This is a genomic window from Streptomyces sp. NPDC058683 (genome assembly GCF_042716195.1).
Taxonomy (GTDB): Bacteria; Actinomycetota; Actinomycetes; order Streptomycetales; family Streptomycetaceae; genus Streptomyces.
On record NZ_JBHXSK010000066.1, the window covers coordinates 1 to 24,065 of the forward strand.

The following is a 24,065-nucleotide window of genomic DNA, read 5'->3' on the forward strand; positions in this document are numbered from 1 at the left end:
CAGACGCCACCAGGCAACAGCCCGACACCGCCACTACCAACGACGATCCGCCGACGAACCTGCTGGATAGATCACGAAACCGCACTGGAGTACTAACCGTTGTAGTCGAGGACCGCGGCGTCGGGACCGGGGTGTGCGTTGGTGGTGCGGGTCAAGGGTCGGGAGTCTCCAGGGCACGGTGGGCGAGGGTGGCGACGGCCGCTGCAAGCAGGGCAGGCAGCAACAGGGCCGTGGACAGGGACGTGGCGGATGCGAGGGTGCCGATGAGGGCGGGACCGGCGAGCAGGCCGAGGTAGCCGGTGACGGAGACCGTGGCCACCGCTGTGGGGCCGCCGGCGCCGGCGGCGGTGATGAGCGAGGGGATGGTGGTGGACAGCCCGAGGCCGAAGAGGGCCCACCCGGCCAGGGCGAGCGGCACGCTGGCGGCCGACGCGCCGGTGGCCAGCCCGGCCGCGGCCAGCAGCGCGCCGGCGCGGACCACGGTGGGGACGCCGACGGCGGCGGTGAGCTTGTCGCCTGTCAGCCGTCCGCCCAGCATGGCGGCGCTGTAGAGGGCGAACGCCGTGGCGCTGACCGCTGTTGTGGCGTGCAGGCTGTGCAGGTGGACGGCGGCCCAGTCGGCTGCCGCTCCCTCACCGAGCAGGATCGCGGCGGCCAGGGCGCCCAGCAGCCACAGCTTCGCTGCCGGCAACCCTTGGCCACCGTCGTCGGCTCCGCGCCCGGTGAGCACCGCCGGTTGCCCGGTCCCGGTCAGAGCGCGGGTGCGTGATGCGGTAGAGAACACGGTGGCGGTCAGGACCAGGCCGGTCACCAGGAAGAGGGTGGTGTGCGGCATCCGGGCCGTCGCGGCGGCGAGGCCGGCACCGGCGAGGGCGCCGCCGGAGTAGGCAGCGTGCAGGGACGCCATGATGGGCCCGCCGATGGCGTTCTGGCATCGCACTGCCGCGGTGTTGAGGGCGACGTCGAGGCTGCCGTGCGCGGCTCCGTATGCCAGCGCAGCAAGGATCAGCGAGGTGAGGGTGGTGCACTGGCCCAGGACGGCGAGGCATCCGGCGAGGCCGGCACCGCCGCAGATCGTGAGGGCGGGCAGCCGCTGGGGCCGGGCGAGCCGCCCGCCGGTGGTAAGGCCGGCGACCATGCCGAGGGCGGCGGCCAGCAGCACCAAGGACAGGCGTGCGGTGCTCAGGTCGGAGGCGTGCTGGACGGCGGGCATCCGTGCACCCCAAAGAGCCATCACCGCGCCGAGTCCCAGGAAGTAGCCGGTGAGCACAATCCGCTCGCGGCGGGCCGGGGCAGTCGGCTGGCTCATGCGCCCCGACCATCGGCAAGCGCACCGGGGCTGCGGGGTGTGATGTGGATGTCGAGGCTGTCGAGGGCCTGTTCGGCGCGGCTCTGCGCCGCTTCGGCGGTGGGCCCGGTGGTGATCAGGTAGCCGATGCGGGCGGTGAACATGTCGCCCCCGTCGGCGGGCAGCAGCAGGGCGTCGCCGACGTGGTGCTGGAAGTGGATGCGCTCCAGCCACGCCGGCCGGTCGCCCTCGTCCGCCAGGCGGTCGAGGGTGCCGGAGGTGTCCGTGTAGAGGAGGCGGATCGCGGCGGCCGAGGCGCGGGTGGGGGTGAGGTCGGGGGCGCGGTCGCAGGCGATGTCGGCGGCGGCCCGCGGCAGGTCGATGCCGGTGGCGAGGTTCACCAGGCGGCTGATCATGTCGCCGGCGATGCGGCCGTTGACCTCGATGAGGCGGGGGCGGCCGTCGACCAGGCGTATCTCGACGTGGCTGACGCCGTCGGTGATCCCGAGCGCGCGGATCGCCGCCCGCGCGGCGGGTGCCACCGTGGCGAGCAGGGGGTCGGCCGCGTCGACCGAGTGCGCCGTCTCTTCGAAGAACGGCGGCATCCCGACCGTCTTGCGGGTGACGGCGACCGCGGTGGTCTCGCCGCGGTAGGTGACGCACTCGACGGAGACCTCGGGACCGTCGAGGTACTCCTCGACCAGCACGCTGCGGCTCTCGCGTCCCAGCCCGGCCGCCCTGTTCGCGAACTCGTAGGCTACGCAGAGCTGTTCGGGGGTATCGGCCCGGATGACTCCGATGCTGGCCGCGTGTGCGGCGGGCTTGAGGACGACCGGGTAGCCGATCCGCACGGCGGCGTCCTTCGCCTCCTGGAGGCTGCGGACGCTGACGGAGGCGGCGGAGGGGACACCGTGCCGGGCGAACAGGGTGCGGGCGGTGGCCTTGTTGCGGCACGCCTGCATCACCTCCGGACCCGTGGTGGGCAGGCCGAGCTGGCGGGCGAGGCGGGCGACCGGGACGAGACACCACTCGGTCCAGGTGAACACCCCGGCCAGCCCGTGGCGCTCGGCCAGCACCCGGCCGGCCGCCGACAGCGCGGCCGGGTCGGTCGGGTCCGCGACGACCACGCAGTCGCGGATGTAGGGCACTTCCCACGAGGGCTCCTCGCCGGTGATGAGGACGACGTCGTAGGCGGCGGCCACGGACTCAAGGCAGGTGCCGCGGTATCCCTCGGCTTCCCGATCGGCTGCGACGACCAGGACGGTGGGGCGGTCGGACAAGAACAGGCTCCTCGATGATCTGGATGGCGGTCGGTGGGGCGGTGAGGGGTTCGCGGGCTGCGTCGGCGGCGCGTCTCGATCGCACGGGCCCAGTGCGGGTGCGCGGCGATCAACTGGCGTGCGTACAGGGCCGTGTAGTTGTTGTTGAGGCCCTTGACGCCGTGGGGGTGGCGCCAGCGCAGGGCCTCGAACAGTGCCTTCATCCCGACCCGGGTCGCCCCTTGGCCGAGGCGTTCGGCGACGAGCTGCTCCAGGGCGCGGTAGACCCAGGGGTGCCGGGTGTCGAACGCGCGGAACTGGTCGGTGATGGAAGGTCCGTCCCGGGGCGGGAGGCCAAGGCCGGGAAGTCCGTCCTGGATGGTGGTGGGCATGTGCGGCGAGGGGGCCTCTCGTAGCGGGAGGTCAGGCGGATCGGGCGGGGAGGGTGCGCAGCCGGGCGAAGGCGGTCGTCAGGCCGAGGGCCTGCAGGAGGGCGGCGGCGGTGATGGCGTGCCCGAGCTGGGCGGCTGGGACGGCGGCGACGAGCAGTCCCGCGACGGGGAAGGGCAGCAGAAGCAGCAGGATCGTCACGGCGAGGGTGCTGGCGAACACGTCGGGTGGGATGAGACGTGAGCGCAGGGTGCGCAGCACGACGGTGAGGCCGCCCTCGCCGGCCATCAGGACGGCGATGAGCACGAGGTATCCGCGGTAGGTATGGGTGTGGGCGATGGCGAGGGTCGCTCCGGCGGCGATCGCGGCGGCGGAAGCGCCGACCGGCCACAGGCCCCACCGGTCGATCGCCCGGCGGGCGGCGGCAATGGCGAGCAGGGAGACGAGGGCCGCGGCGGACCAGATGAGTCCGGCCTGGGCGCTGGAGCGTCCCAGTTCGCTGACCACGATGACCGGCAGCGCCGCCTGGAGCAGGGCGACGGCCGTATTGGAGACGACCAGGCCGCCGACCAGCCAGGCGAGAGCGGGAAGTTCCCGCAGGGTGCGCCAGCCGGTCCGCAGTCCGCCCTTGCTGCTCACCACACCCCTCGCCAGGGGCCGGTGGCTGGGGGCGAGGACGGCAGCGAGGACGGAGAACGCGGCGAGCGTGCCGAGCATGACGGCCGGTCCGCCGTGTTCCAGCAGCAGGCCCGCCGCCAGGGGCCCGGCAAGCATGGCCGTCTGGTCGATCCCCAGCAGCACGGACTGCACCCGGTGTGCCCGGGCACCGGCCGTCCGGCTCGCCTCGCCGCCTGCGCTCTCCGCCGCGACATAGCTGAACTCCGTGAGGAAGCCGGTCAGCGGGGCGAGCGTCATCACCGTCACCACCGCCGCACCTCCCCTACTGTGCACGGCCAGCAGGAGCGCGGCCACCAGGACGACCAAGGCCCGGAGGACGCAGGCGGTACGGAAGACGCGGGCGATTCCGTGACGGTCGACGAGGGTGCCGGCCACCGTGAACGCGCCGAGCCGCGGCAGCCACTCCATGGCGAAGGCCAGTCCGGTCAGCGTCGCCGACCCCGTCGTCGCCACCACGATGAGCGGAATGCCGTAGGTGGCCATGGCCAACGCGGCGCCGTCGGCGCTCCGGGGCAGGTAGACCCCGCGCACCAGGGGCGAGGCGGGGCGGCGGACCTGCAGAGCGCAGCCTGCTCTCACGCGGCTGTCTCGGGCTCGGCGGCCCCGAAGACTTGCGGATTGGTGTGCAGCCACTCCTCCAGGAGGCGGCGCAGCCGGGCGAAGTCCGCGTCTGCCACCGAGTTGGCCGGGACAACTTCGGCACGCCGAGGGGGTCCGCTGCGCGAGGGGCGTGCCGGTGGCTGTGTGAGGAGCGCGAGGGTGTGCTGGATCCGGCTGGTGAAGTCGCAGACCGGCGCCGGACGCTTGTGGCGGCGAGCCCAGCGAGCCAGCGCGTCGTACACGTCGGCCAGTTCCTCGCCCAAGGCGGTCAGGCTGAGGCCGGCGCCGGGCTGCACGTGGACGAGACCGAGCACGCGGGCCTGGTCGGCGCTGTGCCGCAGGCGGTCCTCAAGGACGTCGGCGAGGGTACGGGTCAGCGCGCGGGGCGGGATGGGGCCGTTGTCGTCGATCTCGGTGATCAGGCGGATCAGGGTCGGCGAGGACAGGACCGCGTGCGCGTGCTGGACATCGGTCGTGGAGAGGGTGGTCATCGGCGCGGTCCTCCCGCCGGAAGGGCCGCCGTCGGGCGGGCGGGGGTGGCGTGTGAGAAGAGGCCGCCGTGCTGCAAGGCCGGGGAGGGGCTGTGGCGGGTGGTCGGTGCGGGCGTGGTGGTCGGGGCGGGAAGCCGCGACGGGTTGCTGACCCACTTCTGCGCGGCGGGCGGGGCGTCCGGCCGTCCCCAGACCGGGTGGTGTGCGGCCTGCCGCAGGGGTTGCCCTGCGGACCATGCGGACAGTGCGCCCAGGACGGGCCCGAGAGCGTCGCCGGCGGCGGACAGCCGGTAGGGGTGCCCGCTGCCGTTGGTGTCGACCAGGCCGTCGGCGACGAGCTGGCGCAGCGGCGGGTAGACGTTGGTCCAGTCGCTGTCGGGCATGACCATCCGGGCCAGCGTCCGGCCGCTGCTCTCCCCACGGACCTTCAGCACCCACAGCAGCGCGACGGCGTGCCGCCGGGTCAGGAGGGTGAGGCCGTCCTCGATCTGCTCGATCGCGGGCAGCGGCCTCTCCGGCTTCTCCAGGTTCTTCTCGGCCCAGGTGACGATCAGCGGCAGGACCGGCAGCAGCGCGGCGGCCCGGTCGGTGTGGCCGTACGTGACGTGACGGGTCGTGTGCTCGGTGCGCTGGACAAGTCCGGCATCGCACAACTGCCGCAGCTTGAGATGCAGTTGGCCGTTGAGCAGCCAGGACACCTTGCGCGCGAGTTCCTTGTAGCGCAGCGGCTGCGCGTCGAGGGCGAGCAGGACCCGTGCGTTCCAGCGCGGAGTGATCATGGCGAGGGCCTGGGAGACCCGGGCGATGTCGGTGTCGGCATCGGGAGGCAGACCGGTGAGGGCCAAGGGAGCAACTCCTGGGGGAGGAAGAAAAGAATGGGGAATGCCCGTGAAGGGGTCAGCGGCTCGGAGCAGCGCTAGCCGCCACCGCGGGAGGCGCGGGCATGGCGGGCGCGGGCGCCGGGGACGGCTCGGGGGCGGTGACCCGCCCCAGGCTCTGGAGTACGGCCAGTCCCGTCGCGGCTTGGACGTCGCGGATGGCGACCGCTTCCGCGAGCCGGCGGGCGCAGTCGAGAACGTGCGAGACCTCGTGTGTGCCGATCTGCTGCTCGCCATCGACGAGTTGGGCGAGCCGGTCCCGGTGGATGGCGATGCTCTGCTCGGCGAGGGCGAGGCCGTGGTGCAGGCCGAGGAGAGCGGAGAGCATGCCGGGCGGCAGGTTCTGCGCGTGGGTGGCGAGATCGGCGAGCGGGGCGCCGTACAGGTCCTCGATGCGTCCGGCGATGTCGGTGGACGTCAGGTGGGGCAATCGGGGGCTTTCACGGTTGCCGGGCCCGGGCTGCCCCGGCACGCTGCGGTGCCGGGGCAGCTACTGCCGTGGAGGGGGCGGTGGTGATCCGGGGTTGTGCCGTGTGGACGGGCCGGGGGCGGTGGCCGGTCGACGGCATGGTGCGCAGCAGGGTGTCGATCGCGGCGCGGTAACCGTCGCGGGCGTCGAGTGCCGCCTGAAGCCACTCGGCGTCAAACCGGAGTGATTCGGGAGACAGCTCGCCCATGTCGCGATCGGCCGCCGCGGCGTCGTGCACGCGGGCACGGACTCGGGCGACCTGTTCCTCGGCCAGGGCGAGGAAGGACCGCAGCTCCAACGCGCGGGTCAGGGCCGGGGAGGCATCCGGCCGTACCGCCATCTCGTGCAGGTCGTCGACCGGAGCGTCGAAGACCTGATGCAGGCGGGCGTCCATAGAGCTGGGCTTGCGTCGGGTGCTCACCGTGTCACGCCCTGTGCGGCCTGCGGCGCATTGGCCGGACGGGGCGGGGCGCTGGTCGGCACGGCCGGACCCCGGCGGTTGACGCGGAGGCGGGCGAGCCGTTCGGCGGCAAGGCCCTGCTTGCCCGGGGCCGTCGGATCCAGGTACCACCGCAGCGTCTGGGCCCGCCCGTCGCGCGCGACCACGGCGGCTTCGACACGGCGGACCAGGGCAAGTGTCGGGTCGGCGACAGGGTCGGGCTGGGTCTCCAGCGCGACCATGAGGTCGTGCTCCGCACGGTCGAGGACCGTCTGGGATTCCAGGAGAAGCCCGTGCCACCGGACGATGTCGGTGGCGTCAGGATTGGCAGCCGGTGCTGCGGCGACGGCGGCCTTCAACTGCTCCATGCTGAGTCCGAAACGGGCTTCGATCTGTTCGGTGAGCACGTCCACGACATCGACCGTGCCGTCGGATATCTCGTCGGACAAGAAAGAACTCCTTCACGGCAGGGGCCTATCGGCCCCCATAGGCGTGAGAATGCGAAAAGTGGCCAACTCGGCTTATAAAGCGTCCGGTTGCTGCCGAGTGCCGTCAGTCGAGGCACGTGCGGACGTCGCGGTACACGTACGTGCCGGACACCCAGCCACTGGCCTTGGTGGTCTTGTCGGTGACGTACACCCACTTCGCACCCTTGGCGGTCTTGTGCACCGTGAACGCGTGCGACTTGTAGAGGATGCCGACGGCCGTGGACGCGGTCGTGGCCTTCGAGCGGATGGTCACGGCGCTGGTGCCGTGGATGGCCCACGGCAGGTACGGGTTGCTGGTGCAGGACGATGCGGGCAGCACCGTGGCAACTGATACCGGGGCTGCGGTGGCCGCCGAAGCCGACGCGACCGGCAGAGCGAGCGCCCCGAGCACGGCTGCGGATATCCCCATTCGGGTGGAACGCATGCGGAAGAAACCTCCGAGCAGAAAAGAAGGGGGTGGAGAGAATCGGCCGGGGTTGTTGTCCCGTCGGCCGTAAATAGAGTCCGGAGAATCGCCGGTTTGGCCAACCGGCGATCGTCGGCTATGTTGCGCCGCGCCAGTCGACGTTGTTAATCAACGCGATTTGCCCAGCGAACGCGGAATAGGGGCCGTGGGCGGGAGTGACGGGCGGGTCGCTGACGTGGCCGGCCGGACCGACGGGAGGGGGCCGGCCGTGCCGGTGAGCCGGTCGTCGCACCACGTCAGGGCTCCCTCGACCGTGGTGAAGGCGCCCTCGCGCAGGGTGTGCGTCCAGGCGCCGGAGTCGACCTCCTCGACCACGACGCGGAACGGAGAGGCGGCTCGCTCGTCCAGGGCGCGCAGGACGACGACGGTGACCATGTCGTCCGGGTCGTCGCGGGTGTAGGAGTAGCCGAGTGCGTAGTGGTCGCCGTCGCCCGCGAGGCGTCGTTCCAGCGCCCGCGTCGCCTCATCCGCCGCAGGCGGCCCCTGCTCGGGGTCGAGGGTGATGGCGTCGGCGGGACAGCCGCGGTGGATCAGCCAGGACTGCGCCATCGAGGGCAGCGGCAGCGGGGCCTTCTCGAAGTCGAACGTTTGGCGTTCGTGGTGCCGGTGCAGGTGGACGGCGATGTACCGGGGGACGCCGGGGTGGCCCAAGGTGGCGGTGCGGTCGAACAGGACGTAGTAGCTGTGCTCACGGCCGGCGGTGTGGTGCTCGGCGAGCGGGACGAGCATGTCCTCGTTGACCTGGACCTGCCGGTAGAAGTCGCGGGAGATCCGTTCATCGGCGTCGAGTTCGTCCACGTCGAAGTCGACTTCAGGCATGCCGCCCGGGGCAGGCGGTGGTGCAGAGGAGGGCAACAAGACCCTTTCGGTGGTCAGTCAGCGCCGGGGTGCTGGGGTGGACGGCCACTTTCCGGGCCGCGTCGCCACCGTCTGTGCCCCGGCTGACGGGGGACGGCGTCCGGCGGCGAGTGCGGCCCGGCCGGCGCCGGTGAGGCTGACGGGCTGTCTGGCGTGGACGGGGTGGCTCGTGTCGACGGACACCAGACCGCCAGATACCAGGCGCTGCAGTTCGGCGTAGGGGATGCGGGCGCCGGAAGCCGCGGTGACCGCGAGACGGCCAGTCAGGAGGTGCTCATAGAGCTTGGCGCCACCGGCGATGGCCAGCAGGGCCGCCTGATCGGCAGTTGAGATCGACTCTGCCGCCGCTCCGGGAACCGTGCGGGCGGCGGCCTCGATCGGCTCCAGCGCTGCGAGCACCCGTCGCACGGCGGCATCCCGGACACCGGCCGCGTCCCGCAGCTGGGCCACGGTGCGGTCGATCCGGAGGAACAAGGCGGCGTCGATCGGGAACTCGCCGCTGGACAGACGGCTCAGGAGGGTTCGGTAGAACGTCACGCCCGTCTCGGCCTGGACCAGCTCACGGTGCCGGTCGACCAGGTCGATGTGCGGTTCGTCGAGGACGCCGCGGTCGCGGTGGGCCCACAGGGTGTCGACGTCGTGACCGGTGGCGGCCTCGATCCGGGAATCGAGCGAGGACAACGCGCGCCGGTCTGCTGCCGACGCGGGTTCACGGGGCATGGGTGGGAACTCCAGGTACTCAGAGGATGTGACGGTGCGAGGGGCTCTGCGCAGCACGGGGCAGACCCGGCATCGCGGAGGGCAGGGGACCGGGCCTCGGGACAGGGCCCCGGGCCGCGAGCTGCGGTGGCCTGGAGCGCGCCGCATGCGTGCGCGCGCTCAGCGGGCGGCGCGACATGCCCAGGCGCCGCCCGACCTCGTCGTAGACGTCGTTGCCGGCCCGGGGCCTCACGGCCACCACATAGATCTCCCGTTGGTGCACCGCGCCCTCCGGGGCCGACCGCAGGCCGTAGACGACCCGCCAGTCCTTGCGGGCGTCCACGACCAGCTTGCGGTAGCCCTCCAGGTCGCCCGTCAGCCGCGGCCCGAAGTGCTGGCCGTTCACGACGTCCTGCAGGTAGGCCAGGGTGAGGTCGCGGATGTCGCTGGGGGCCCGGAGCAGATCGGTCAGGGCGCGGGGATCGAAGCTCAGACCGAAGACCGACCGTGGCTGTCCCCCGCTCATGCCGTCAGCTCGTACGGTTCGCCGGAGTCCGGTGGCTCGGGCTGCGTGGTCGTCTTCGGCGGGCGTGCGGACGGGGGCGGGCCGGGAAGGATCCGGTGCGCGGGCCTCTCCGGGGAGGTCATGCAGGCCGACAAAGGTCCGGCGGGCGCGCGGACGGCGGCGATGGTGTGGGTGAGGAAGTCCCGGTGCCACACCGCCATGCCGGACAGGCCCGCTTCGGGATCCTTGTGCTGCTGGTAGGCCATCCACAGGGCGTGCAGCCAAGCGACGACGTCCTGATGTTCCTGCCACTGCGGGCACCAGGGCGCGGCCGTGGTGACCTCGGCCCCGTAGACGGGCAGGAGCCAGTCGTCCACCCAGTCCGACAGGGCGTCCAGCTCGTCTTCGTACGCCTCGCCCTCCAGTTCCAGGATGGGACGCGGCTCCGGGGGCGGTCCTCCGAAGCCCGGCAGGCCGAAGGCGGCGAACGGCGATCCGCCGGGTGCCGGGGCGGCGGCGAGATGGTCGAGCTGGCGGGCCTGCTGCGCCGACTCCTCCATCAGCCTGCGCACACTGGCCTCGATTCCCTCCAACTGGGAGTCGGGAAGGCGGACCGGTTCCAACTCCCTCTCATCCAGGGGTTCTACGGATTCAGGCATGAAAGCAATGGCCTCCTCGGCCGTGGGAATGGCAGGACACGCCTAGCGGTGACGAACAGGCCGACTCGCAGGAAGGGCGAGGTCCGCCCGGGAAATCGGCCTGGAACTGCGAAAGTCGCCAACTCTCGCTGGAATGAACCCTGTTGACAGGTCAGGCGGTGAGGATCAGGTCGTCCTGGGTGAGGGTCTCGCGGAGGGTCCCGGTGAGCCGGTCGGCCGCCACGGCGGCGTACTGCTCGGTCTTCTCCACGCCGACAAAGTCCCGGCCTTCGAGGAGCGCGGCGACCCCCGTAGACCCCGAACCGGCGCAGAAGTCGAGCACCGTGCCGCCGTCGGGACAGATCTTGACCAGCTCGCGCATCACCTCGACGGGCTTTTGCGTGATGTGCCGCCGGACCGAACCGGACGGCTGCGAGGCCGAGTACATGCCCGGCAGGTAGACCGGGTTGGCCGAGCCGTCGATCGGCCCCTTCGAGGCCCAGACGACGAACTCGCAGTTCTGCGTGAAGCGCCCCTTCTGCGGGCGGGCCTGCGGCTTGTGCCAGGCCAGCACGCCGCGCCACAGCCAGCCGGCCGCCTGGATCGCATCCGTCGTGACGGGCAGCTGCCGCCAGTCGGTGAACAGCAGCGCAGTACCGCCGACCTTGGTCAGCCGGTGCGCCTCGGTCATGATCTGCGTCAGCCAGAACCCGTAGGAGCGCTGGTCCATGTTCTCGCCGGTGAAGTCCGGCAGCGTGTGCTGGGCGTCGGCGGATGTGTACTTCTGCTTGGCCGACCGGCTCGTGCGTTCCTTCGCGGTCCGCCCGCCCGAGTTGTAGGGCGGATCGGTGATCACGGAATCGACGCAGTCGTCCGGAAGCTTGGAAAGGACGCTCAAGGCGTCGCCCTGATGCAGGGAAAAAGGCAAAGAGGAGCCCCGATTCGGGTCGGTGAATGCGCATGCGCAGGGAATGACCGCCTCGCACAGGACGTCCCTGCGGAGCCGAATACGGGCATGCAGAAGCCCGAGGCCGCAGACCGGGGAGGGCGAGGGAGTCCTAAAACTGTAGAGGCGAATCGGCCGACGACCAAGAAGTGCCCACCTGAGGGGCCGGAATCCGGCACCTCCCGCAGACTTTTTGGTCAACGGCCGATTCGGGCCTACTGTTTTTGAACCGCCCGGCGCACACCGCCGCTGGCTCTCTCCTCTTTGCCTCCTGGAGGTTCCCCCTGCCCCGGCGCACCTAGCGCCTTTCGGCCCCGCCGAGCGAGCGGCAACTCGCCTGCGCCCAGCCGACGCACTCGATCGCCCACCCCGGCCGCCGCGCCCCCTTCCACGACGCCACGCGCACGCGGCACGCCGGACACCGCATCCCAAGGACCCTTGATGACGCCTCGTTACCCGCCCCTGCCCAGGCCCCCGGACCGCGACCGCCGACGGGGAGGCTCCGCCGGTTGAAGGGCGTGGCCGCCGGCATCGGCGTCTTCGTCCTCTCCCCTCTCCTCCTCGCCGGCACGGCCATGCTGATGGCCACCAGCAGCGAGGCCGTCCAGAGCACCTACTCCTCCCTCACGTGCGTGGGCGACGTCGATACCGACGCCGTCGTCGAGCAGGTCACCAAGATCCTCAACGGCGCGGACGCCAAGACCGTCCGTGTCGAGGGGCTGTCCCTGCCCGAGGAGCAGATCCCCAACGCCCGCACGATCGTGGCCACCGGGATCAGCCTGAACGTGCCGAAGAAGGGGCAGATCATCGCGCTCGCCACCGTGATGCAGGAATCGCGGCTGCGCAACCTGAGCTCCGGTGACCGCGACAGCCTTGGGCTCTTCCAGCAACGCCCCAGCCAGGGCTGGGGCACCGCCACTCAGATCCGCGACCCCGTCTACGCCTCCGCCCAGTTCTACAAGCATCTGCTCGCGGTGGACGGCTGGCAGCAGCTGACCGTCGCCCAGGCCGCCCAGGCGGTCCAGCGCTCGGCATACCCCGACGCCTACGCGCAGTGGGAGGAGCTGGCGACCGCCTTGCAGAAGGCGATCGCGGCGACGTTCCCCGACGCCGGCCAGGACACCAGTGAGACGGACACCGCCTCCAGCGCTACGTCCTGCGCGGCGACGGAGAACGGCTCGGGGTACGGCACCATCCCGGAAGGGTCGGTGCCGAGGGGCTACTCGATCCCCAAGGACGCCGATCCGAAGGCGCGCAAGGCGATCGCCTGGGCGATGGCGCAGCTCGGCACGATGTACCAGTGGGGCGGCACCTGCACCGCGCCGCACGGCCCCGACCCGATGGGCCGCTGCGACTGCAGTTCGCTGACCCAGCAGGCGTACAAGCACGCCGGCATCACCCTCACCCGCACCACGTACACGCAGATCAACGAGGGCAAGGCCGTTTCCGTCAAGCACCTTCAGCCGGGCGACCTGATCTTCTCCCGCGGCAGTGCAGCCCGCCCCGAACACGTCGGCATGTACATCGGCTCGGGACTCGCGATCGAGGCACCAAGAACTGGAAAACCAGTGCGCATCACGCCCCTCGCGGACTGGGACATCCTCGCCGCCCGCCGGGTCATCTGACCCCCGGCCGGGGCTCGGCGGGACTCCTAACCCGGATATCCCCTGGGCCTGTTCCGCACCTCCGCGGATAGGCCCCCGCAGGACACGCCGTCCTGCTCCCTATTCCCCTTTCCTGACAGTTCGGAGCGTCTACTTGATAACCCGCCATCGCACCCAGCGTGCCCTCGCGGCAGCCTCCCTGGGCCTGGCCGTCGCCGCCGGTGGCCTGGCCACCGCTACCGCGGCGCAGGCGTACGACACCAGCACCACCACCATCAGCTGTAGCGCCGTCAAGGTACGCAAGGCCCCGTCGAAGACGGCCACGGTCTTGGGCATCGGCTACCGCCACGACAAGGTCGTCTACGACCAGTGGGTCTACAAGAAGTCCGAGAAGACCTGGTACACCCGCGGCACCGTTACCCGGAAGTCGGACGGCAAGAAGATCGGCCGCGGTTACATGATCTACAACTGCGCGAACCCGTACAAGACCAACCCGGCGCCGAAGCCGCCGATCCCGAAGTAGCGCACCCCGACGGCCTGTTCGGAGTCTGAGCCACAGCGCCGTCGGCAGCAGTGCCCGATACACGGCCTCGCCACCCGCTTCGGCGCGACGCCTTCCGTGTCCGCTCCCCCCGCGCGCGGATGCCGACCGGGCCGGCTGTCTTCCGCCTTGCTGGTCGGCCGTCCGTCTCCAGGCAGTCGCCTCGTCCTTCCTCTCTTTCCGTGATCCCCCGCGCGCCGGTTCCGGCGTGCCCTAGGAGCCTTGTTGCACCTGCTCTCAACCGTGCAGTACCTGGCCTACGACCCCGGCATCACACCCTCCGGCGGCGGGCTTCCCGGCCTCGCGGTGTTGAAGAACGTCGTCAACTCGATCAACCTTTTCGCGATCGTCGCCGTCGTCGGCGCGCTCGCCGTCTCCCTCGGCGTGTGGGCCTGGGGCCACCACACCGGCGGCCACCAGGCCGAGGCCAACGGCAAGAAGGGCGCCGTCATCGCGGCCGGCGCCGCCCTCGGCCTCGGCGCCGCCAACGGGATCGTGGCGTTCTTCTCCGCCCTGGGGTCGCAGGTCCACTGATGCCGAAACTACCCCTCTCCCTGTCCGGCTACGGTCTCGGCTGGTCCACCCGGCAGCGCGTCACCGCCATCGCGATCGGCCTGGCCGTCCTGCTGGCCCTCGCCACCGCCGTCGCCCTGCTCTCCGGGCGCACCACAGCCGGAGACAACCAGGCCGCCGCTCCGTCCTCCGGGCCGAGGAGCAGCACCGCCGCGTCCGCCGGTCCGTCGGCCTCGGCCGGGGCCGGTTCGGTGGCGAAGCCTCCGCATCTGGCGGACCTGGTCGCCTTCGCCAAGGCCGCCGCCGCTCTGCTGTGGTCGTACGACACCCGCACCACCAGCCGCGATGAGCAGCTCGCCGGGATGCGGGCGTGGCTGACGTCGGAGACCAAGTACGCGGACTGGTCCTCGATCGCCGCACAGGTGCCGGATCCGGTGCTGTGGTCGCGGATGGCCGACCAGAACCAGTACGCCACCGCCACCGTCACCGAGGCCCACTACCCCTCGGCGTTCAAGGAAGCACTGGCGGATGACCCGTCGGCGATCACCCAGGCGTACATCTACGCCGTCACCGTCACCGGCAAGCAGCAGATCACCTGGAAGAAGGGCGGAGCCGGAGCCGAGGACCGCTCCATCACCCTCGCCGTGCAGTGCCGCCCCAACGCGGACTGCTCCCTGGTCGCCATCGCCCCGAGCGTCGTGCCCTGACGCCTCCAGCCCACCTGAGAAAGGAGGGACTCCCCTTTGGGCTTCTGCGACCTTCCCCTCGCGGACAAACTCTGCGCCGTCGGCGACGCCGTCGACTTCGCCTCCGACCCCGGCACGGCCATCGGCAACTGGATGGCCAAGAGCGCGGGCGAACTCGCCGCCGCCGCAGCCGACCTGGCCGCCGACGCAGTGAACACCACCACCCAGGTCGACCTAAATGCGACGTGGTTCCGCGACAACTACGAGATGATCCTCCCCATCGGCCTGATCATGCTGGTCGGCACGTTCTGCGCCCAGCTGGTACGCGCCGCGATCCGCCGCGACGGCCAGGCCCTCACTCAGGCATTCACCGGCACCGCCACCGGCGTGCTGTTCGCGTTCACCGCGATCGCCTTCACCACCGTCGCCATCGAAGTCGTCGACGCCCTCTCCGACGGACTCCTCAAAGCCGCCAACCTCGACATCGCCACGGCGGTGCGGCGCATCGTCAAGGTGGGACAGATCGCCTCCCTGTCCGGCCTGGGCTGGCTCCTGACCGTCTTCGTCGGCATCGGCGCCGCGATCGGCGCCATCCTCTACTGGTGCGTGATGGTGGCCCGCAAGGTCGGCATCCTCGTCATGGTCACCCTCGCCGTCTTCGCCGGAGCCGGCGGCGGCTGGGAAGCCGCCCGGCGCTGGCGCAAGGGTTGGATCGAAGCCACCGCCACCCTCGTCGTCTCCAAGCTCCTGATGACCGTGATCTTCGTGCTCGGGATCGCGGCGATGGGCAAGACAGAGGCCAAGGACGGCATCGCCGCCCTCGCCGACGTCATGGCCGGCATCGTCATCATGGCGCTGGTCCTGCTGTGCCCCTACGCGACCTTCAAGTTCGTGCACTGGGCCGCGTCCGAGGGCTCCGACGCTGAGTCGCTGCACCGCTCCGGTGGTGCCGGTGCGCAGATGGCCCGTCAGCATGCCGAACGTGCCGGACGCAAGGCCGCCGCCGCGGTCGCCACCGCCGGCACAGGCGGAGCCGCGGCCGGAGCGGGCGTCGCACCGCAAGGTCCGGACGCCGTCCCCGGCGGCTTCCCGGGGGACATCGCCTCCCACCCCACGCCGAGCGCCGGCACCGAAGGCAGCAGCTCCGGAACATCGTCGTCCGGCAGCGAGGAGACCAAGAGCGGTCTGGAGAAGGCCGTGCAGCCCCCGCCGACGCATGTCGCTGACGACACCGGCAGCCAGGTGGGCGGAATCTCCAGCCCAGGCGTCTCCGGGTCCGGCACCGCGGCCAGCCAGACGGGTGGATGGCAGTCCTCTCCGCCGACCACGGCTCCGCCGCCGCAGGGCGCCCCGCCCCCGAACTCCAACAGCTCGACCGGGACCGGCACGCAGCCGCCTTCGCCCACCGGCCTCTGACCCGCCCTCCGCCCCGGGACGGCACCCCGCACCGCCCCCTCGGGGGGTGCCGTCCCGGCCCCGCGCTCCACCAGAAACCGGCTCCTTGTCTGAACTCCCTTCCCCGATCACGGTCAAATTCCCGCACCGCTCCCGGCGCGGTATCCTCCTGGGCCTCTCCTTCCCCCAACTCGCGCTCGTGTCCGCGGCGTTGGCGCTGCTCCTGATCACGGTGGTGACCACCGGGCTGCTCGGCGCGCTCGTCCTGACCCCCGTCTGGGCCGTCGTCGCCGCGCTGGTGGCGGTGCGCCGCAACGGACGTTCCCTGATCGACTGGGCGCCGATCGTCGCCCGCTACGCCCACCGCCGCCGCACCGGCCAGAGTCTGTGGCTGGCCCGGCCCGTCTCCCGGCCCCGCCAGGACGGCATCCTGCACCTGCCCGGCACCGCTGCCTCATTGAAGGTGGTCACGCCCGGCGACTCCGCCAACGGGGCCGCCGCCGTGCACGACCCGCACCGTCAGACCCTCACCGCCGTCGCTCGCGTCACCTCACGCGCGTTCGCGCTCCTGGCCCCAGCGAGTCAGAACCACAACGTCGCAGGGTGGGGCCGGGCATTGGCGGGCATCGCCCGTACCGGGCACGTTGCCACCGTGCAGGTCCTGGAGCGCACCGTGCCCGACAGCGGCGACACCCTCGCCCGGCACTGGGCCCACCACGGCCGCCCCGAAACCCCGGTCGCCGGGCAGGTGTACTCCGAACTGGTCGCCTCTGCGGGTCCGGCCGCCGCCCCGCACGAGACGTATCTGGCGATCTCTCTCGACCTCAAGGCCGCCCGGCGGCTGATCCACCAGGCCGGCGGTGGACTGCCCGGCGCCTTCACGGTGATGGAGCAGACCACCTCGGCCATCGCCCAGGCCGCGCGCAGCGCCGGCCTGACAGTGACCGGCTGGCTGACCGCACGGGAGATCGCCGCCGTCATCCGCACCGCCTACGACCCCAGAGCTCTGTCCGCGCTGCAGCAGTGGTCTCCCGCCGGCCGCGCGGAAGCCGATCCGGCCGCCGCCGGGCCCGTGGTCCAGGTCGAGGAGTACGACCGGCTCGCCACCGATACCGCCCGGCACGCCACCTACTGGGTCGAGGACTGGCCCCGCACCGAAACGAGCGCCGGGTTCCTGCACGGCCTGATGTTCACCGCCGAGGTCCGCCGTGCCCTCTCCCTTATCTACGTGCCGCAGGGACTCGAGTCCGCGATGCGCGACGTGCAGCGCAAGAAGGCGGCGATCATCGCCGACGCCAACGAGCGCTCACGCCGCGGGCAGGTCGACTCCGAAGCCGACTCCGTCGAATACGCCGACGTGAAGACCCGCGAACGGCAGCTGATCGCCGGGCACGCGGACATCGCGCTGACCGGTCTGCTCACCGTGTCCGCCGCAACCGACGCGCTCCTGGATGCCGCGTGCGCACAGATCGAGACCGCCGCCGTCACCGCCCAGGTCGATCTTAGAAGGCTCTACTACCAGCAGCCCGACGCCTTCACGCTCGGCGCCCTCCCTCTCGCCCGCTCGGCCCTGTAAGCCCCGCCCCGGTGCCGGCCGACATCCTGCCACCGCGGCAGGAAGGAACTCCTCCCCCTTTGACCTCCGCTCTTCCCCTCGGCGACGCGTACCCGTACCTGCGGGCCGCCAGCGCCGGCATCCGCCACCACGCCCGCGCCCTCGCCCCTCGCACCCAGCACACCGCTTCACCCGCGGACCGCGCGCACCTCGACGTGCTGCACGCCCATCTCACCGCGCTGCACCACCTGCTCGACCAGCTCGCCGAGACCACCCGGCCCCCGCACCCCGCCGCCGGCCGACATCTGGCCACCGCGCACACCCGGCTGTTCCAGGCCGCCGCCGCGGTACACGACGCCTTCCACCTCTTGCCCACCGCAGACGAACCCGTGACGGACACGAGCTGCCGCCCCGAGCGGCTGCCCGAGGGGCCGCCCGTCCTGACCATCTGCCAGCGCCACCTCGCCGCAGGTCACGCCGTCCGACGCAAAACCACCCCGAGCGATCTCAACACCCCGCTGCACGGCCACACCACCACCTGCAGCCGGTAACCCCGCACCACCGAAAGGCCCTGCATGCGCGCCCCGAAGCGCTCCGGCGGCTACATCCACGCCACCGCCACCGTGTACTGGGACGAACCGTACACAGCGAAGAACCGCTCCACCCTGACCTTCAACAAGGCCAAGTTCCAGCTCCAGACCAAGAAGAGCGTCAGCGGCAGAGACCCCGTCGTGAAGTCCGGCGCCTACACCGGCCTGGAGCACGCGCTCGAACACAGCAGCAGCAACGGCAACGGCTCGTACTCGACCGGCACCTTCAAGTACAAGGCGGGCCCGTACCGTTACCTCGCCGACGGCTACATCCAGGTGGACTGGTCGGGCGACGGCAAGAGCTTTCGGGCTCCGATTCTGTTCACCGCCTCGCCGGTCGTCTGACCCCGTCCCGCCCCAGCATGCTGCCCCGTGAGAGCCGCCCCGTCATGAGCCACCGGCCCGCGCGCCGTGCCCGCCGCGCCAGCGCCAGCCCCCTGTTCACCCCGCACCACACCGACCGCTCCGCCCGTAAAGCCGCCCGCCGACAGCTCGCCGAGGCCGCCGCTAAAGCACGCGCCGAAGCAACCGCCCACGCCAGGGGCGCAGCCGTCGAGGAACAGGCGATGCCGGCGCCCCTCTTCCCGCCATCCGGGCGGCCCGGCCCCGCGTCCGCCCGCCACAGCAGGCTCAAGCTGCCCGCCCATCGCATGACCACCGCCACCGCGAGCGGGGCGTACCCGTTCCTCGCCGAAGGCGGCCTCGGTGCCGAGGGCATCTACATCGGGCGCGACGTCCACGCCGAAGCCTCCTTCTGCTTCGACCCGTTCGCCTTGTACGGCAAGGTGGAGGGCTTTACCAACCCCAACGTGCTGCTGGCCGGGGTGATCGGGCAGGGGAAGTCGGCGCTGGCCAAGTCCTTCGCGCTGCGGTCGGTCGCCTTCGGCTACCGGGTCTATGTCCCGTGCGACCCCAAGGGCGAATGGACGCCCGTGGCACAAGCGTTGGGCGGCACCTCCATCGCGCTCGGGCCGGGGCTGCCGGGGCGGCTGAACCCGCTGGACGCAGCCCCGCGACCGCCGTCGGTCTCCGAGACGGACTGGGCGGGCGAGATCCGCAAGCGGCGTCTGCTGCTGCTCGGCTCGCTGGCCCGCACCGTCCTCGGGCGGGACCTGCTGCCGATGGAGCACACCGGCCTCGACGTCGCCCTCGACGCCGTCGTCACCCGTGCCGCGGCCACCGGGCGCACCCCGCTGCTCGGCGACATCGCCGCCACCCTCAACAACCCGGACGAACTCGACGCGGCCGGCGGCGTCATGTCCGGCCGCCTCGGCGACGCCTCCCGCGACCTCGCCCATGCCATGCGCCGCCTCGTCCACGGCGACCTGGCCGGGATGTTCGACGCCCCGAGCACCGTCACGTTCGATCCCACCTCTTCGATGCTCACCATCGACTTGTCCCGCCTGGGCGGCGCCGGCGACGACACCGCACTCGTCCTCGCCATGACCTGCGCGTCCGCCTGGATGGAATCCGCCCTGTCCGATCCGAACGGGGGTCGGAGATGGATCGTCTACGACGAGGCGTGGCGCCTGATGCGCCACCCCGGCCTGCTGCAGCGCATGCAGTCCCAGTGGAAACTCAGCCGCGGCCTGGGCATCGCCAACCTCATGGTCATCCACCGGCTGTCCGACCTGCTCACCGCCGGCGACGCCGGATCCCGCGGACGCGCCCTCGCCGAAGGGCTCCTCGCCGACTGCTCCACCCGCATCATCTACCGGCAGGAGAGCGACCAACTCCACGCCGCAGCAACCCTGCTGGGCCTCACCTCGGTGGAGAGCGACGCGCTCGCCCATCTCAACCGGGGGCGCGGCCTGTGGAAGGTCGCCGGACGATCTTTCATCGTCCAGCATCTTCTCCATCCGCACGAGCTGTCGCTCTTCGACACCGACGCTCGGCTGCGCTGAAAACCCGAACGGAAACCCCGTGACCAACGTTGAACAGCCCAGTCCGACCGAGCCCCTGCGCTCCTTCGCCGTCGCTCAGGACGGCACACTGCACTTCATCGTGCGCGCCCGGGACACCCGCCGCAGCACCTCAGGAACCGATGCCCGCACCCCGCCCGACCTCGCTGTCCCTCTTCGCCGCCGCCCTCGCCGAACGCCTGCCTGGCCCGTGGACGAGCCAGTACCACCGGTACCGCTCCTTCGAGGACCAGTTCCCCACCATCGAACGGCTCTGGGACGTCGGCCATGTCGACTACATCGTCAGCCAGTACGCCCTGGGCCATGACGCCGTCCTGCACGGCCCCGCCGGACAGCAGCTCTACGTCACCGACCGGCCCCGCTACCGCCATCAGTTCGTGGTGGCCCCGCTGGAACCCCAGGGCTTCAGGCCCCATCAGATCTCCCCGGTGCGGGAGCCGAACGGCATCGCCGTCCCCAGCAACGCCGTCCGCGCCGCCGCCCATGTCACCCGCCGCCTCCTGCCCCGCTACCGGGCCGCCCTGGCCGCGGTCCGCGACAGCGCCCTCGCCCAGCCCGAACCGCCGCACCGCCAGCCCGCGCCCGAGGTCGCGCAAACCCTCACACTCGTCTGGTACCCGGACGGCGTGGTGGGCGCACCATACGACGCGGTACCCGAAGAAGCGCGCACGACGCTGTTCGGCTGCCACTTCCAGTACCGGCCATACGAGTTCGCCTTCGTGCTGCCAGCCTCCTACAGCGACACGGAGCGCGCCCTGCTGGTCCAACTCGCAGCCCAGAAGCTCACACTCCAGGGAATCGGGGTCAACTTCCGCCGTGCCGCACCCCTTCCGCCTCCCACAGCGGCACCGGCAGCCGCGAGCAGGACTCAGGTGGCCACCGCGTTGAAGTCCGCCGCCCGGCGGTAGAACACCGCCTCGGCTTCAAGGAGTTACCGCTGTCCGCGTCCGATCCCGACCAACGGATGCTGCTGCACGACATAGCCGACAAGTTCAACGCCGTCTCCGACCAGCTTCCGCTTCCCGACCAGATCCACCCTGATCCGGCGCTGAGCGACATCCTGGACGACGAAGTCCGCCACCTGACCCGCCTGCTGGCTTTCCTGGCCGGCGAGAGCGCATTCCGTCACCGGGCCGCCACCAGCTACCCGACCCGGCCCACGGCCACGGTGCGCCGTACGACCCTCGCGCTCGCGAGTGCCGCCGCACCCGCCGGGCTCGCGCTCGCCGCCCTCGGCGCCGCCGTCCACCACCTCGGCCAGCTCGCCGACCTCGCCCACCAGGCCCCCGGCCCTGCCCGTACCCGGGCGACCGCCATCGAGCAGCAACGGCTCGTGGACCGCCTCTGCGACAGCCGCATCCACCTCGCCCGCGCCGCGAAGCGCCTGCGCACTGCCGCCGACACCCGCACCCCACCGGCCGCGACCGTGCCCTCGCCGTCGGTCGCAGCAGCCGCTCCCCCTTCCCGTTCCCGCTGACCCCGCCCCTGGAGCACTCACATCCCGTCGCACACCACCGCCCGCCAGGCCGCTGTCCTGCTCACCGCTCTGTCCGTCGCGCTCACCGCGTCCGCGTGCAGCACCACCTCCTCCGCCACGAGCACCCCAGCCAAGGCCACCCGCACCACCTCCCCGGCCCCGACCGCCGAGCCGGCGCTGACGAAGAAGGAGGCCCTCGCCCAGATCGCCCGCTACTCCAAGATCAACAACGAGGCCAACGCGCACTCCAGCCGCAGCATCCTCGACACCGTCGAGGACGGCCCGCTGTACGCGCAGTCGGTGGCGGACTACAAGGAGAACGAGGGCCTGCCCAAGGCCGACCGCGAGACGTACAAGCCCTGGTCGTACGACCTGGACGCCACCGACGTCTACATTCCCCGCGTCAGCGCCGGCCAGCCCAGGTGGTTCGTCGCCGTCAGCCGCAGCGGCAAGAAGAAGCAGTACACCCGCGTGATGGTCATGGCTAAGCAGGCGAAGGCGAAGCGGTGGGAGATGGTCGCCGCCGTCGACCTCGACGACCCCAAGAAGCTGCCGGAGATCGCCCTGGACGGCCAGGGCTACGCCACCGCCGTGGACGCCACCTCCGCCCAGAACGTGGCCGCCCCCGTCGACGTGCTGCGCACCGCCGTCGGCGACAACTTCGCCACCGGCGGCGACATCAGCGGCAAGAAGGTCTTCGACTCCTCCCAGGCGTCCGCCCGCCAGATCAAGGTCCACGACGAGACCGGCACCAAGTTCGGTACCCGCGGCACCACCCGCTTCGCTCTGGACGCCACCCAGTACCCCGACAGCTACGCGCTCAAGACCACCGACGGCCAGGCCCTCGTCGTCTTCTCCCACACGCACACCCAGCGCGACGCCGTCGCCCCGGGGCTGGAGATCATCCCCGGCAAGGACGACCGTGCCTGGCTCGGCACCACCAACTCCCCCTTCTTCACCTACACGTTCACCTGCTCCGACGCTGCCACCGTCCCGACCACGCCGGGCAAGTCGACACTGATCGGCTACACCTGCCGGCGTACCGACGCCCATGCCTGACCGCCCCGACGCGACCTGTTACCCCAACGCCTCGCTGGTTGAGGAATCGCCCTTGCACATAACGGAGTTCACCCGCGCGCTCGCCGACCGTCTGCCCGGCTGGCAGCCCGACCCGGCCGCGGTGCCCATCGCCACCGACCCGGCCAGCGACCGGATCTGGGACAGCGGCCCCCTGCCGTACGCCTCGTTCGGCACGGACAGCATCCAGCGCAGCGTGCTCACCCACCACTGGGGCCTGCAGCTGTACGTCATGCCCCGCCCCCATCGCCTGGGCGAGTACCTGGCGCTGCCGATGCTGCCCGCCAATACCAGCCACCAGCACGTGACGGGCCTGCGCGCCCCGCGTGGAATCGCCGTCCCTGCCGACCCCGTCCGCGCCGCGGCCAGGCTGCGCCGGCGGCTGTTGACCGGCTACCGCCTCGCTGCGCCCACTGCGATCCGGCGCAGCAGTCCCGGGCACCTCCAGGTCCACGTCGCCCTCGACGAGCGCCGGCGCCCGCGGATCCGCACCGGCTACCTCGGCGCCGTCAGCGAACTGCTCGTCCGCGGCGGGTTCCTGCTCGACCCGGCTACCGGTGAATGCCACCTTCCGGACTCTCTCACCGACACGGCGGCCCGGCGCCAGCTGATCATCAGCGTGCACCGCCTCCGGCTCCAGGGCTTCCACATCACCATCCCCTCACCCGACGGCCCGCGCACCTACCCGCCCCACGCCCCCGCCGCACCGCGCAGGGGGCAACGGCGATGACTCCGACCGACGACGAGTTCGTCCGCAGCCGCCTGAACACCTGGCAGCGCCGCATCACAACTGCTCCCGCGAGCCTGGTCCCGCCGCAGACCGGCAGCGCGCAGGCGGCACTCGTGCCCGTGCTGCAACAGCTGGTCACCGTGTACAACCTGTTCTCCGGTCTCGTCGCGGATCTGCGCCAGACCGCCGACAGCCCCCTCGCGGCAACCAGCGCGGGACGCGCGTACCTGGGCCAGCTGGCCGCCGCTCTCGCACACAGCAACCGCGCGGCCACTCATCTGAGTACGGCGTTGAGCGGCCTCGCCGACGCCCACCGGCTCACGCCCCGCCCGGGCACCGCCGCCCCCGTCGAGAGCCAGCTGGCCGTCACGCTCGGCCACGCCGCCGCCCTGCGCAGCCTCCACTGTGCGCTTGAGGCCGTCACCAGCCCGCTCGCCGGGCCGGAGCAGACCTCGGGACCCTCCTCTACATCCGTCGTCGGACAGCACAGCCGGGCCGCTGACGCCGGCGGCATCCAACCCTCACGCCGCCGTCCCTGACACCCCCGGCATCAACTGCCGCCACCGATAGGAGATCCGCCTTGCCCGAAGCACCAGCAGAGCCGTTCATGACGATCCGGCACACCATCACCGGCGAGATCACCACCACCGGCTACAACGCCGCCGCCCGGCGGATCCTGCTCCAGGCCGGCTTCGAAGAGACGCCAGGCTGCGCCTGCCGAGCGACGGAACCCGGTACGGAGCGGACGCACGGGCCTGCTCGGCAGCCAGCGAGCTGCTCGTCGCCGGCCATCCCCTGCACCTGGACCGAGCCCTCGGTCGGCCGGTGAGCGCCGACGGTACGCCCCGGTGGGCCCGGTCGCCGATGTCGGCACAGTCCGTGA

30 protein-coding genes are annotated in these 24,065 nt (G+C 71.6%); 15 read left to right on the forward strand and 15 right to left on the reverse strand.

Annotated features, from left to right (window positions below):
- Nucleotides 1-151: 151 nt before the first annotated feature.
- From ACFWXC_RS46015 to ACFWXC_RS46080, 14 genes are all read right to left on the reverse strand, one after another.
- The gene (locus tag ACFWXC_RS46015; protein ID WP_384489015.1) at nucleotides 152-1,309 is read right to left on the reverse strand and encodes an MFS transporter; all 1,158 of its coding nucleotides are present in this window, start codon (nucleotides 1,307-1,309) and stop codon (nucleotides 152-154) included.
- Nucleotides 1,306-2,568: an ATP-grasp domain-containing protein gene (locus ACFWXC_RS46020; RefSeq protein ID WP_384489017.1), complete on the reverse strand. Its 1,263-nt coding sequence runs from the start codon at nucleotides 2,566-2,568 to the stop codon at nucleotides 1,306-1,308. Before ACFWXC_RS46020 ends, ACFWXC_RS46015 begins: the two co-directional genes overlap by 4 nt.
- Nucleotides 2,569-2,970: 402 nt before the next feature.
- Nucleotides 2,971-4,098: an MFS transporter gene (locus tag ACFWXC_RS46025; protein WP_384489131.1), complete on the reverse strand. Its 1,128-nt coding sequence runs from the start codon at nucleotides 4,096-4,098 to the stop codon at nucleotides 2,971-2,973.
- Nucleotides 4,099-4,190: 92 nt separating this feature from the next.
- A complete protein-coding gene (locus tag ACFWXC_RS46030; RefSeq protein ID WP_384489019.1) occupies nucleotides 4,191-4,706 on the reverse strand; it encodes a regulator in 516 nt (171 codons plus the stop codon).
- Nucleotides 4,703-5,551, reverse strand: a complete 849-nt coding sequence (locus ACFWXC_RS46035; RefSeq protein ID WP_384489021.1) for a winged helix-turn-helix transcriptional regulator — start codon at nucleotides 5,549-5,551, stop codon at nucleotides 4,703-4,705. The genes ACFWXC_RS46030 and ACFWXC_RS46035 overlap by 4 nt, the downstream gene beginning before the upstream one ends.
- Before the next feature lie 52 nt (nucleotides 5,552-5,603).
- The gene (locus ACFWXC_RS46040; protein ID WP_384489023.1) at nucleotides 5,604-6,014 is read right to left on the reverse strand and encodes a hypothetical protein; all 411 of its coding nucleotides are present in this window, start codon (nucleotides 6,012-6,014) and stop codon (nucleotides 5,604-5,606) included.
- Between the two features lie 10 nt (nucleotides 6,015-6,024).
- A complete protein-coding gene (locus ACFWXC_RS46045; protein WP_384489133.1) occupies nucleotides 6,025-6,447 on the reverse strand; it encodes a hypothetical protein in 423 nt (140 codons plus the stop codon).
- A gap of 23 nt (nucleotides 6,448-6,470) precedes the next feature.
- A complete protein-coding gene (locus ACFWXC_RS46050) occupies nucleotides 6,471-6,941 on the reverse strand; it encodes a hypothetical protein (protein WP_384489025.1) in 471 nt (156 codons plus the stop codon).
- Nucleotides 6,942-7,044: 103 nt separating this feature from the next.
- A complete protein-coding gene (locus tag ACFWXC_RS46055) occupies nucleotides 7,045-7,404 on the reverse strand; it encodes an SH3 domain-containing protein (RefSeq protein WP_384489027.1) in 360 nt (119 codons plus the stop codon).
- 150 nt (nucleotides 7,405-7,554) lie between these two features.
- Nucleotides 7,555-8,265, reverse strand: a complete 711-nt coding sequence (locus ACFWXC_RS46060) for a hypothetical protein (RefSeq protein WP_384489029.1) — start codon at nucleotides 8,263-8,265, stop codon at nucleotides 7,555-7,557.
- Nucleotides 8,266-8,322: 57 nt separating this feature from the next.
- Nucleotides 8,323-9,024, reverse strand: a complete 702-nt coding sequence (locus ACFWXC_RS46065) for a hypothetical protein (protein WP_384489031.1) — start codon at nucleotides 9,022-9,024, stop codon at nucleotides 8,323-8,325.
- Nucleotides 9,025-9,043: 19 nt separating this feature from the next.
- Entirely contained in the window at nucleotides 9,044-9,529 is a 486-nt protein-coding gene (locus tag ACFWXC_RS46070) for a hypothetical protein (RefSeq protein WP_384489033.1), read from the reverse strand.
- Nucleotides 9,526-10,068, reverse strand: a complete 543-nt coding sequence (locus ACFWXC_RS46075) for a DUF4913 domain-containing protein (protein WP_384489135.1) — start codon at nucleotides 10,066-10,068, stop codon at nucleotides 9,526-9,528. Before ACFWXC_RS46075 ends, ACFWXC_RS46070 begins: the two co-directional genes overlap by 4 nt.
- Nucleotides 10,069-10,318: 250 nt before the next feature.
- Entirely contained in the window at nucleotides 10,319-11,074 is a 756-nt protein-coding gene (locus ACFWXC_RS46080; protein ID WP_384489035.1) for a DNA-methyltransferase, read from the reverse strand.
- A gap of 527 nt (nucleotides 11,075-11,601) precedes the next feature.
- On the opposite strand from ACFWXC_RS46080, the gene ACFWXC_RS46085 reads away from it, so the two are divergent.
- The 11 genes from ACFWXC_RS46085 (at nucleotide 11,602) to ACFWXC_RS46135 (ending at nucleotide 21,375) form a co-directional block, all read left to right on the forward strand.
- A complete protein-coding gene (locus tag ACFWXC_RS46085) occupies nucleotides 11,602-12,717 on the forward strand; it encodes a C40 family peptidase (protein WP_384489037.1) in 1,116 nt (371 codons plus the stop codon).
- Between the two features lie 133 nt (nucleotides 12,718-12,850).
- On the forward strand, nucleotides 12,851-13,219 hold the full coding sequence (locus ACFWXC_RS46090) for a hypothetical protein (RefSeq protein ID WP_384489039.1): 369 nt from the start codon (nucleotides 12,851-12,853) through the stop codon (nucleotides 13,217-13,219).
- A gap of 243 nt (nucleotides 13,220-13,462) precedes the next feature.
- The gene (locus ACFWXC_RS46095; protein WP_384489041.1) at nucleotides 13,463-13,771 is read left to right on the forward strand and encodes a DUF6112 family protein; all 309 of its coding nucleotides are present in this window, start codon (nucleotides 13,463-13,465) and stop codon (nucleotides 13,769-13,771) included.
- The gene (locus ACFWXC_RS46100) at nucleotides 13,771-14,457 is read left to right on the forward strand and encodes a hypothetical protein (protein ID WP_384489043.1); all 687 of its coding nucleotides are present in this window, start codon (nucleotides 13,771-13,773) and stop codon (nucleotides 14,455-14,457) included. The genes ACFWXC_RS46095 and ACFWXC_RS46100 overlap by 1 nt, the downstream gene beginning before the upstream one ends.
- A 36-nt stretch (nucleotides 14,458-14,493) precedes the next feature.
- Nucleotides 14,494-15,852, forward strand: a complete 1,359-nt coding sequence (locus ACFWXC_RS46105) for an ATP-binding protein (protein ID WP_384489045.1) — start codon at nucleotides 14,494-14,496, stop codon at nucleotides 15,850-15,852.
- A gap of 85 nt (nucleotides 15,853-15,937) precedes the next feature.
- On the forward strand, nucleotides 15,938-17,407 hold the full coding sequence (locus ACFWXC_RS46110; RefSeq protein ID WP_384489046.1) for an SCO6880 family protein: 1,470 nt from the start codon (nucleotides 15,938-15,940) through the stop codon (nucleotides 17,405-17,407).
- Between the two features lie 59 nt (nucleotides 17,408-17,466).
- A complete protein-coding gene (locus ACFWXC_RS46115) occupies nucleotides 17,467-17,937 on the forward strand; it encodes a DUF6238 family protein (protein WP_384489048.1) in 471 nt (156 codons plus the stop codon).
- A 24-nt stretch (nucleotides 17,938-17,961) separates the two neighbouring features.
- On the forward strand, nucleotides 17,962-18,321 hold the full coding sequence (locus tag ACFWXC_RS46120) for a hypothetical protein (RefSeq protein ID WP_384489050.1): 360 nt from the start codon (nucleotides 17,962-17,964) through the stop codon (nucleotides 18,319-18,321).
- A gap of 44 nt (nucleotides 18,322-18,365) precedes the next feature.
- Nucleotides 18,366-19,880: a VirB4 family type IV secretion system protein gene (locus tag ACFWXC_RS46125; RefSeq protein WP_384489052.1), complete on the forward strand. Its 1,515-nt coding sequence runs from the start codon at nucleotides 18,366-18,368 to the stop codon at nucleotides 19,878-19,880.
- 140 nt (nucleotides 19,881-20,020) lie between these two features.
- Entirely contained in the window at nucleotides 20,021-20,806 is a 786-nt protein-coding gene (locus ACFWXC_RS46130; protein ID WP_384489054.1) for a hypothetical protein, read from the forward strand.
- Nucleotides 20,807-20,862: 56 nt separating this feature from the next.
- The gene (locus tag ACFWXC_RS46135; protein WP_384489056.1) at nucleotides 20,863-21,375 is read left to right on the forward strand and encodes a hypothetical protein; all 513 of its coding nucleotides are present in this window, start codon (nucleotides 20,863-20,865) and stop codon (nucleotides 21,373-21,375) included.
- 17 nt (nucleotides 21,376-21,392) lie between these two features.
- Here the strand turns inward: ACFWXC_RS46135 and ACFWXC_RS46140 are convergent, their stop codons facing one another.
- Nucleotides 21,393-21,515 (reverse strand): hypothetical protein, encoded by a 123-nt coding sequence (locus ACFWXC_RS46140; protein ID WP_384489058.1) that lies wholly within the window; start codon nucleotides 21,513-21,515, stop codon nucleotides 21,393-21,395.
- Between the two features lie 160 nt (nucleotides 21,516-21,675).
- Here ACFWXC_RS46140 and ACFWXC_RS46145 point away from each other — a divergent pair, with 160 nt between their 5' ends.
- The 4 genes from ACFWXC_RS46145 (at nucleotide 21,676) to ACFWXC_RS46160 (ending at nucleotide 24,011) form a co-directional block, all read left to right on the forward strand.
- Complete coding sequence (locus ACFWXC_RS46145) at nucleotides 21,676-22,434, forward strand: hypothetical protein (RefSeq protein ID WP_384489059.1); 759 nt, start codon at nucleotides 21,676-21,678, stop codon at nucleotides 22,432-22,434.
- A 52-nt stretch (nucleotides 22,435-22,486) separates the two neighbouring features.
- Nucleotides 22,487-23,182, forward strand: coding sequence for a hypothetical protein (locus ACFWXC_RS46150; RefSeq protein ID WP_384489061.1), 696 nt, complete (start codon nucleotides 22,487-22,489; stop codon nucleotides 23,180-23,182).
- The gene (locus ACFWXC_RS46155) at nucleotides 23,179-23,721 is read left to right on the forward strand and encodes a hypothetical protein (RefSeq protein WP_384489063.1); all 543 of its coding nucleotides are present in this window, start codon (nucleotides 23,179-23,181) and stop codon (nucleotides 23,719-23,721) included. Before ACFWXC_RS46150 ends, ACFWXC_RS46155 begins: the two co-directional genes overlap by 4 nt.
- 68 nt (nucleotides 23,722-23,789) lie before the next feature.
- A complete protein-coding gene (locus ACFWXC_RS46160) occupies nucleotides 23,790-24,011 on the forward strand; it encodes a hypothetical protein (protein WP_016572176.1) in 222 nt (73 codons plus the stop codon).
- The last annotated feature ends 54 nt before the right edge of the window (nucleotides 24,012-24,065 follow it).

What these genes read in the sequence shown, in the direction of transcription:
- ACFWXC_RS46055 (WP_384489027.1), bottom strand. Translation starts at nt 7,404, where the DNA reads ATGCGTTCCACCCGAATGGGGATATCCGCAGCCGTGCTCGGGGCGCTC.
- ACFWXC_RS46045 (WP_384489133.1), bottom strand. Translation starts at nt 6,447, where the DNA reads ATGGACGCCCGCCTGCATCAGGTCTTCGACGCTCCGGTCGACGACCTG.
- ACFWXC_RS46025 (WP_384489131.1), bottom strand. Translation starts at nt 4,098, where the DNA reads ATGGCCACCTACGGCATTCCGCTCATCGTGGTGGCGACGACGGGGTCG.
- ACFWXC_RS46100 (WP_384489043.1), top strand. Translation starts at nt 13,771, where the DNA reads ATGCCGAAACTACCCCTCTCCCTGTCCGGCTACGGTCTCGGCTGGTCC.
- ACFWXC_RS46160 (WP_016572176.1), top strand. Translation starts at nt 23,790, where the DNA reads ATGACGATCCGGCACACCATCACCGGCGAGATCACCACCACCGGCTAC.
- ACFWXC_RS46130 (WP_384489054.1), top strand. Translation starts at nt 20,021, where the DNA reads ATGCCCGCACCCCGCCCGACCTCGCTGTCCCTCTTCGCCGCCGCCCTC.
- ACFWXC_RS46030 (WP_384489019.1), bottom strand. Translation starts at nt 4,706, where the DNA reads ATGACCACCCTCTCCACGACCGATGTCCAGCACGCGCACGCGGTCCTG.
- ACFWXC_RS46135 (WP_384489056.1), top strand. Translation starts at nt 20,863, where the DNA reads ATGCTGCTGCACGACATAGCCGACAAGTTCAACGCCGTCTCCGACCAG.
- ACFWXC_RS46065 (WP_384489031.1), bottom strand. Translation starts at nt 9,024, where the DNA reads ATGCCCCGTGAACCCGCGTCGGCAGCAGACCGGCGCGCGTTGTCCTCG.
- ACFWXC_RS46155 (WP_384489063.1), top strand. Translation starts at nt 23,179, where the DNA reads ATGACTCCGACCGACGACGAGTTCGTCCGCAGCCGCCTGAACACCTGG.
- ACFWXC_RS46120 (WP_384489050.1), top strand. Translation starts at nt 17,962, where the DNA reads ATGCGCGCCCCGAAGCGCTCCGGCGGCTACATCCACGCCACCGCCACC.
- ACFWXC_RS46125 (WP_384489052.1), top strand. Translation starts at nt 18,366, where the DNA reads ATGAGCCACCGGCCCGCGCGCCGTGCCCGCCGCGCCAGCGCCAGCCCC.
- ACFWXC_RS46060 (WP_384489029.1), bottom strand. Translation starts at nt 8,265, where the DNA reads ATGCCTGAAGTCGACTTCGACGTGGACGAACTCGACGCCGATGAACGG.
- ACFWXC_RS46070 (WP_384489033.1), bottom strand. Translation starts at nt 9,529, where the DNA reads ATGAGCGGGGGACAGCCACGGTCGGTCTTCGGTCTGAGCTTCGATCCC.
- ACFWXC_RS46015 (WP_384489015.1), bottom strand. Translation starts at nt 1,309, where the DNA reads ATGAGCCAGCCGACTGCCCCGGCCCGCCGCGAGCGGATTGTGCTCACC.
- ACFWXC_RS46075 (WP_384489135.1), bottom strand. Translation starts at nt 10,068, where the DNA reads ATGGAGGAGTCGGCGCAGCAGGCCCGCCAGCTCGACCATCTCGCCGCC.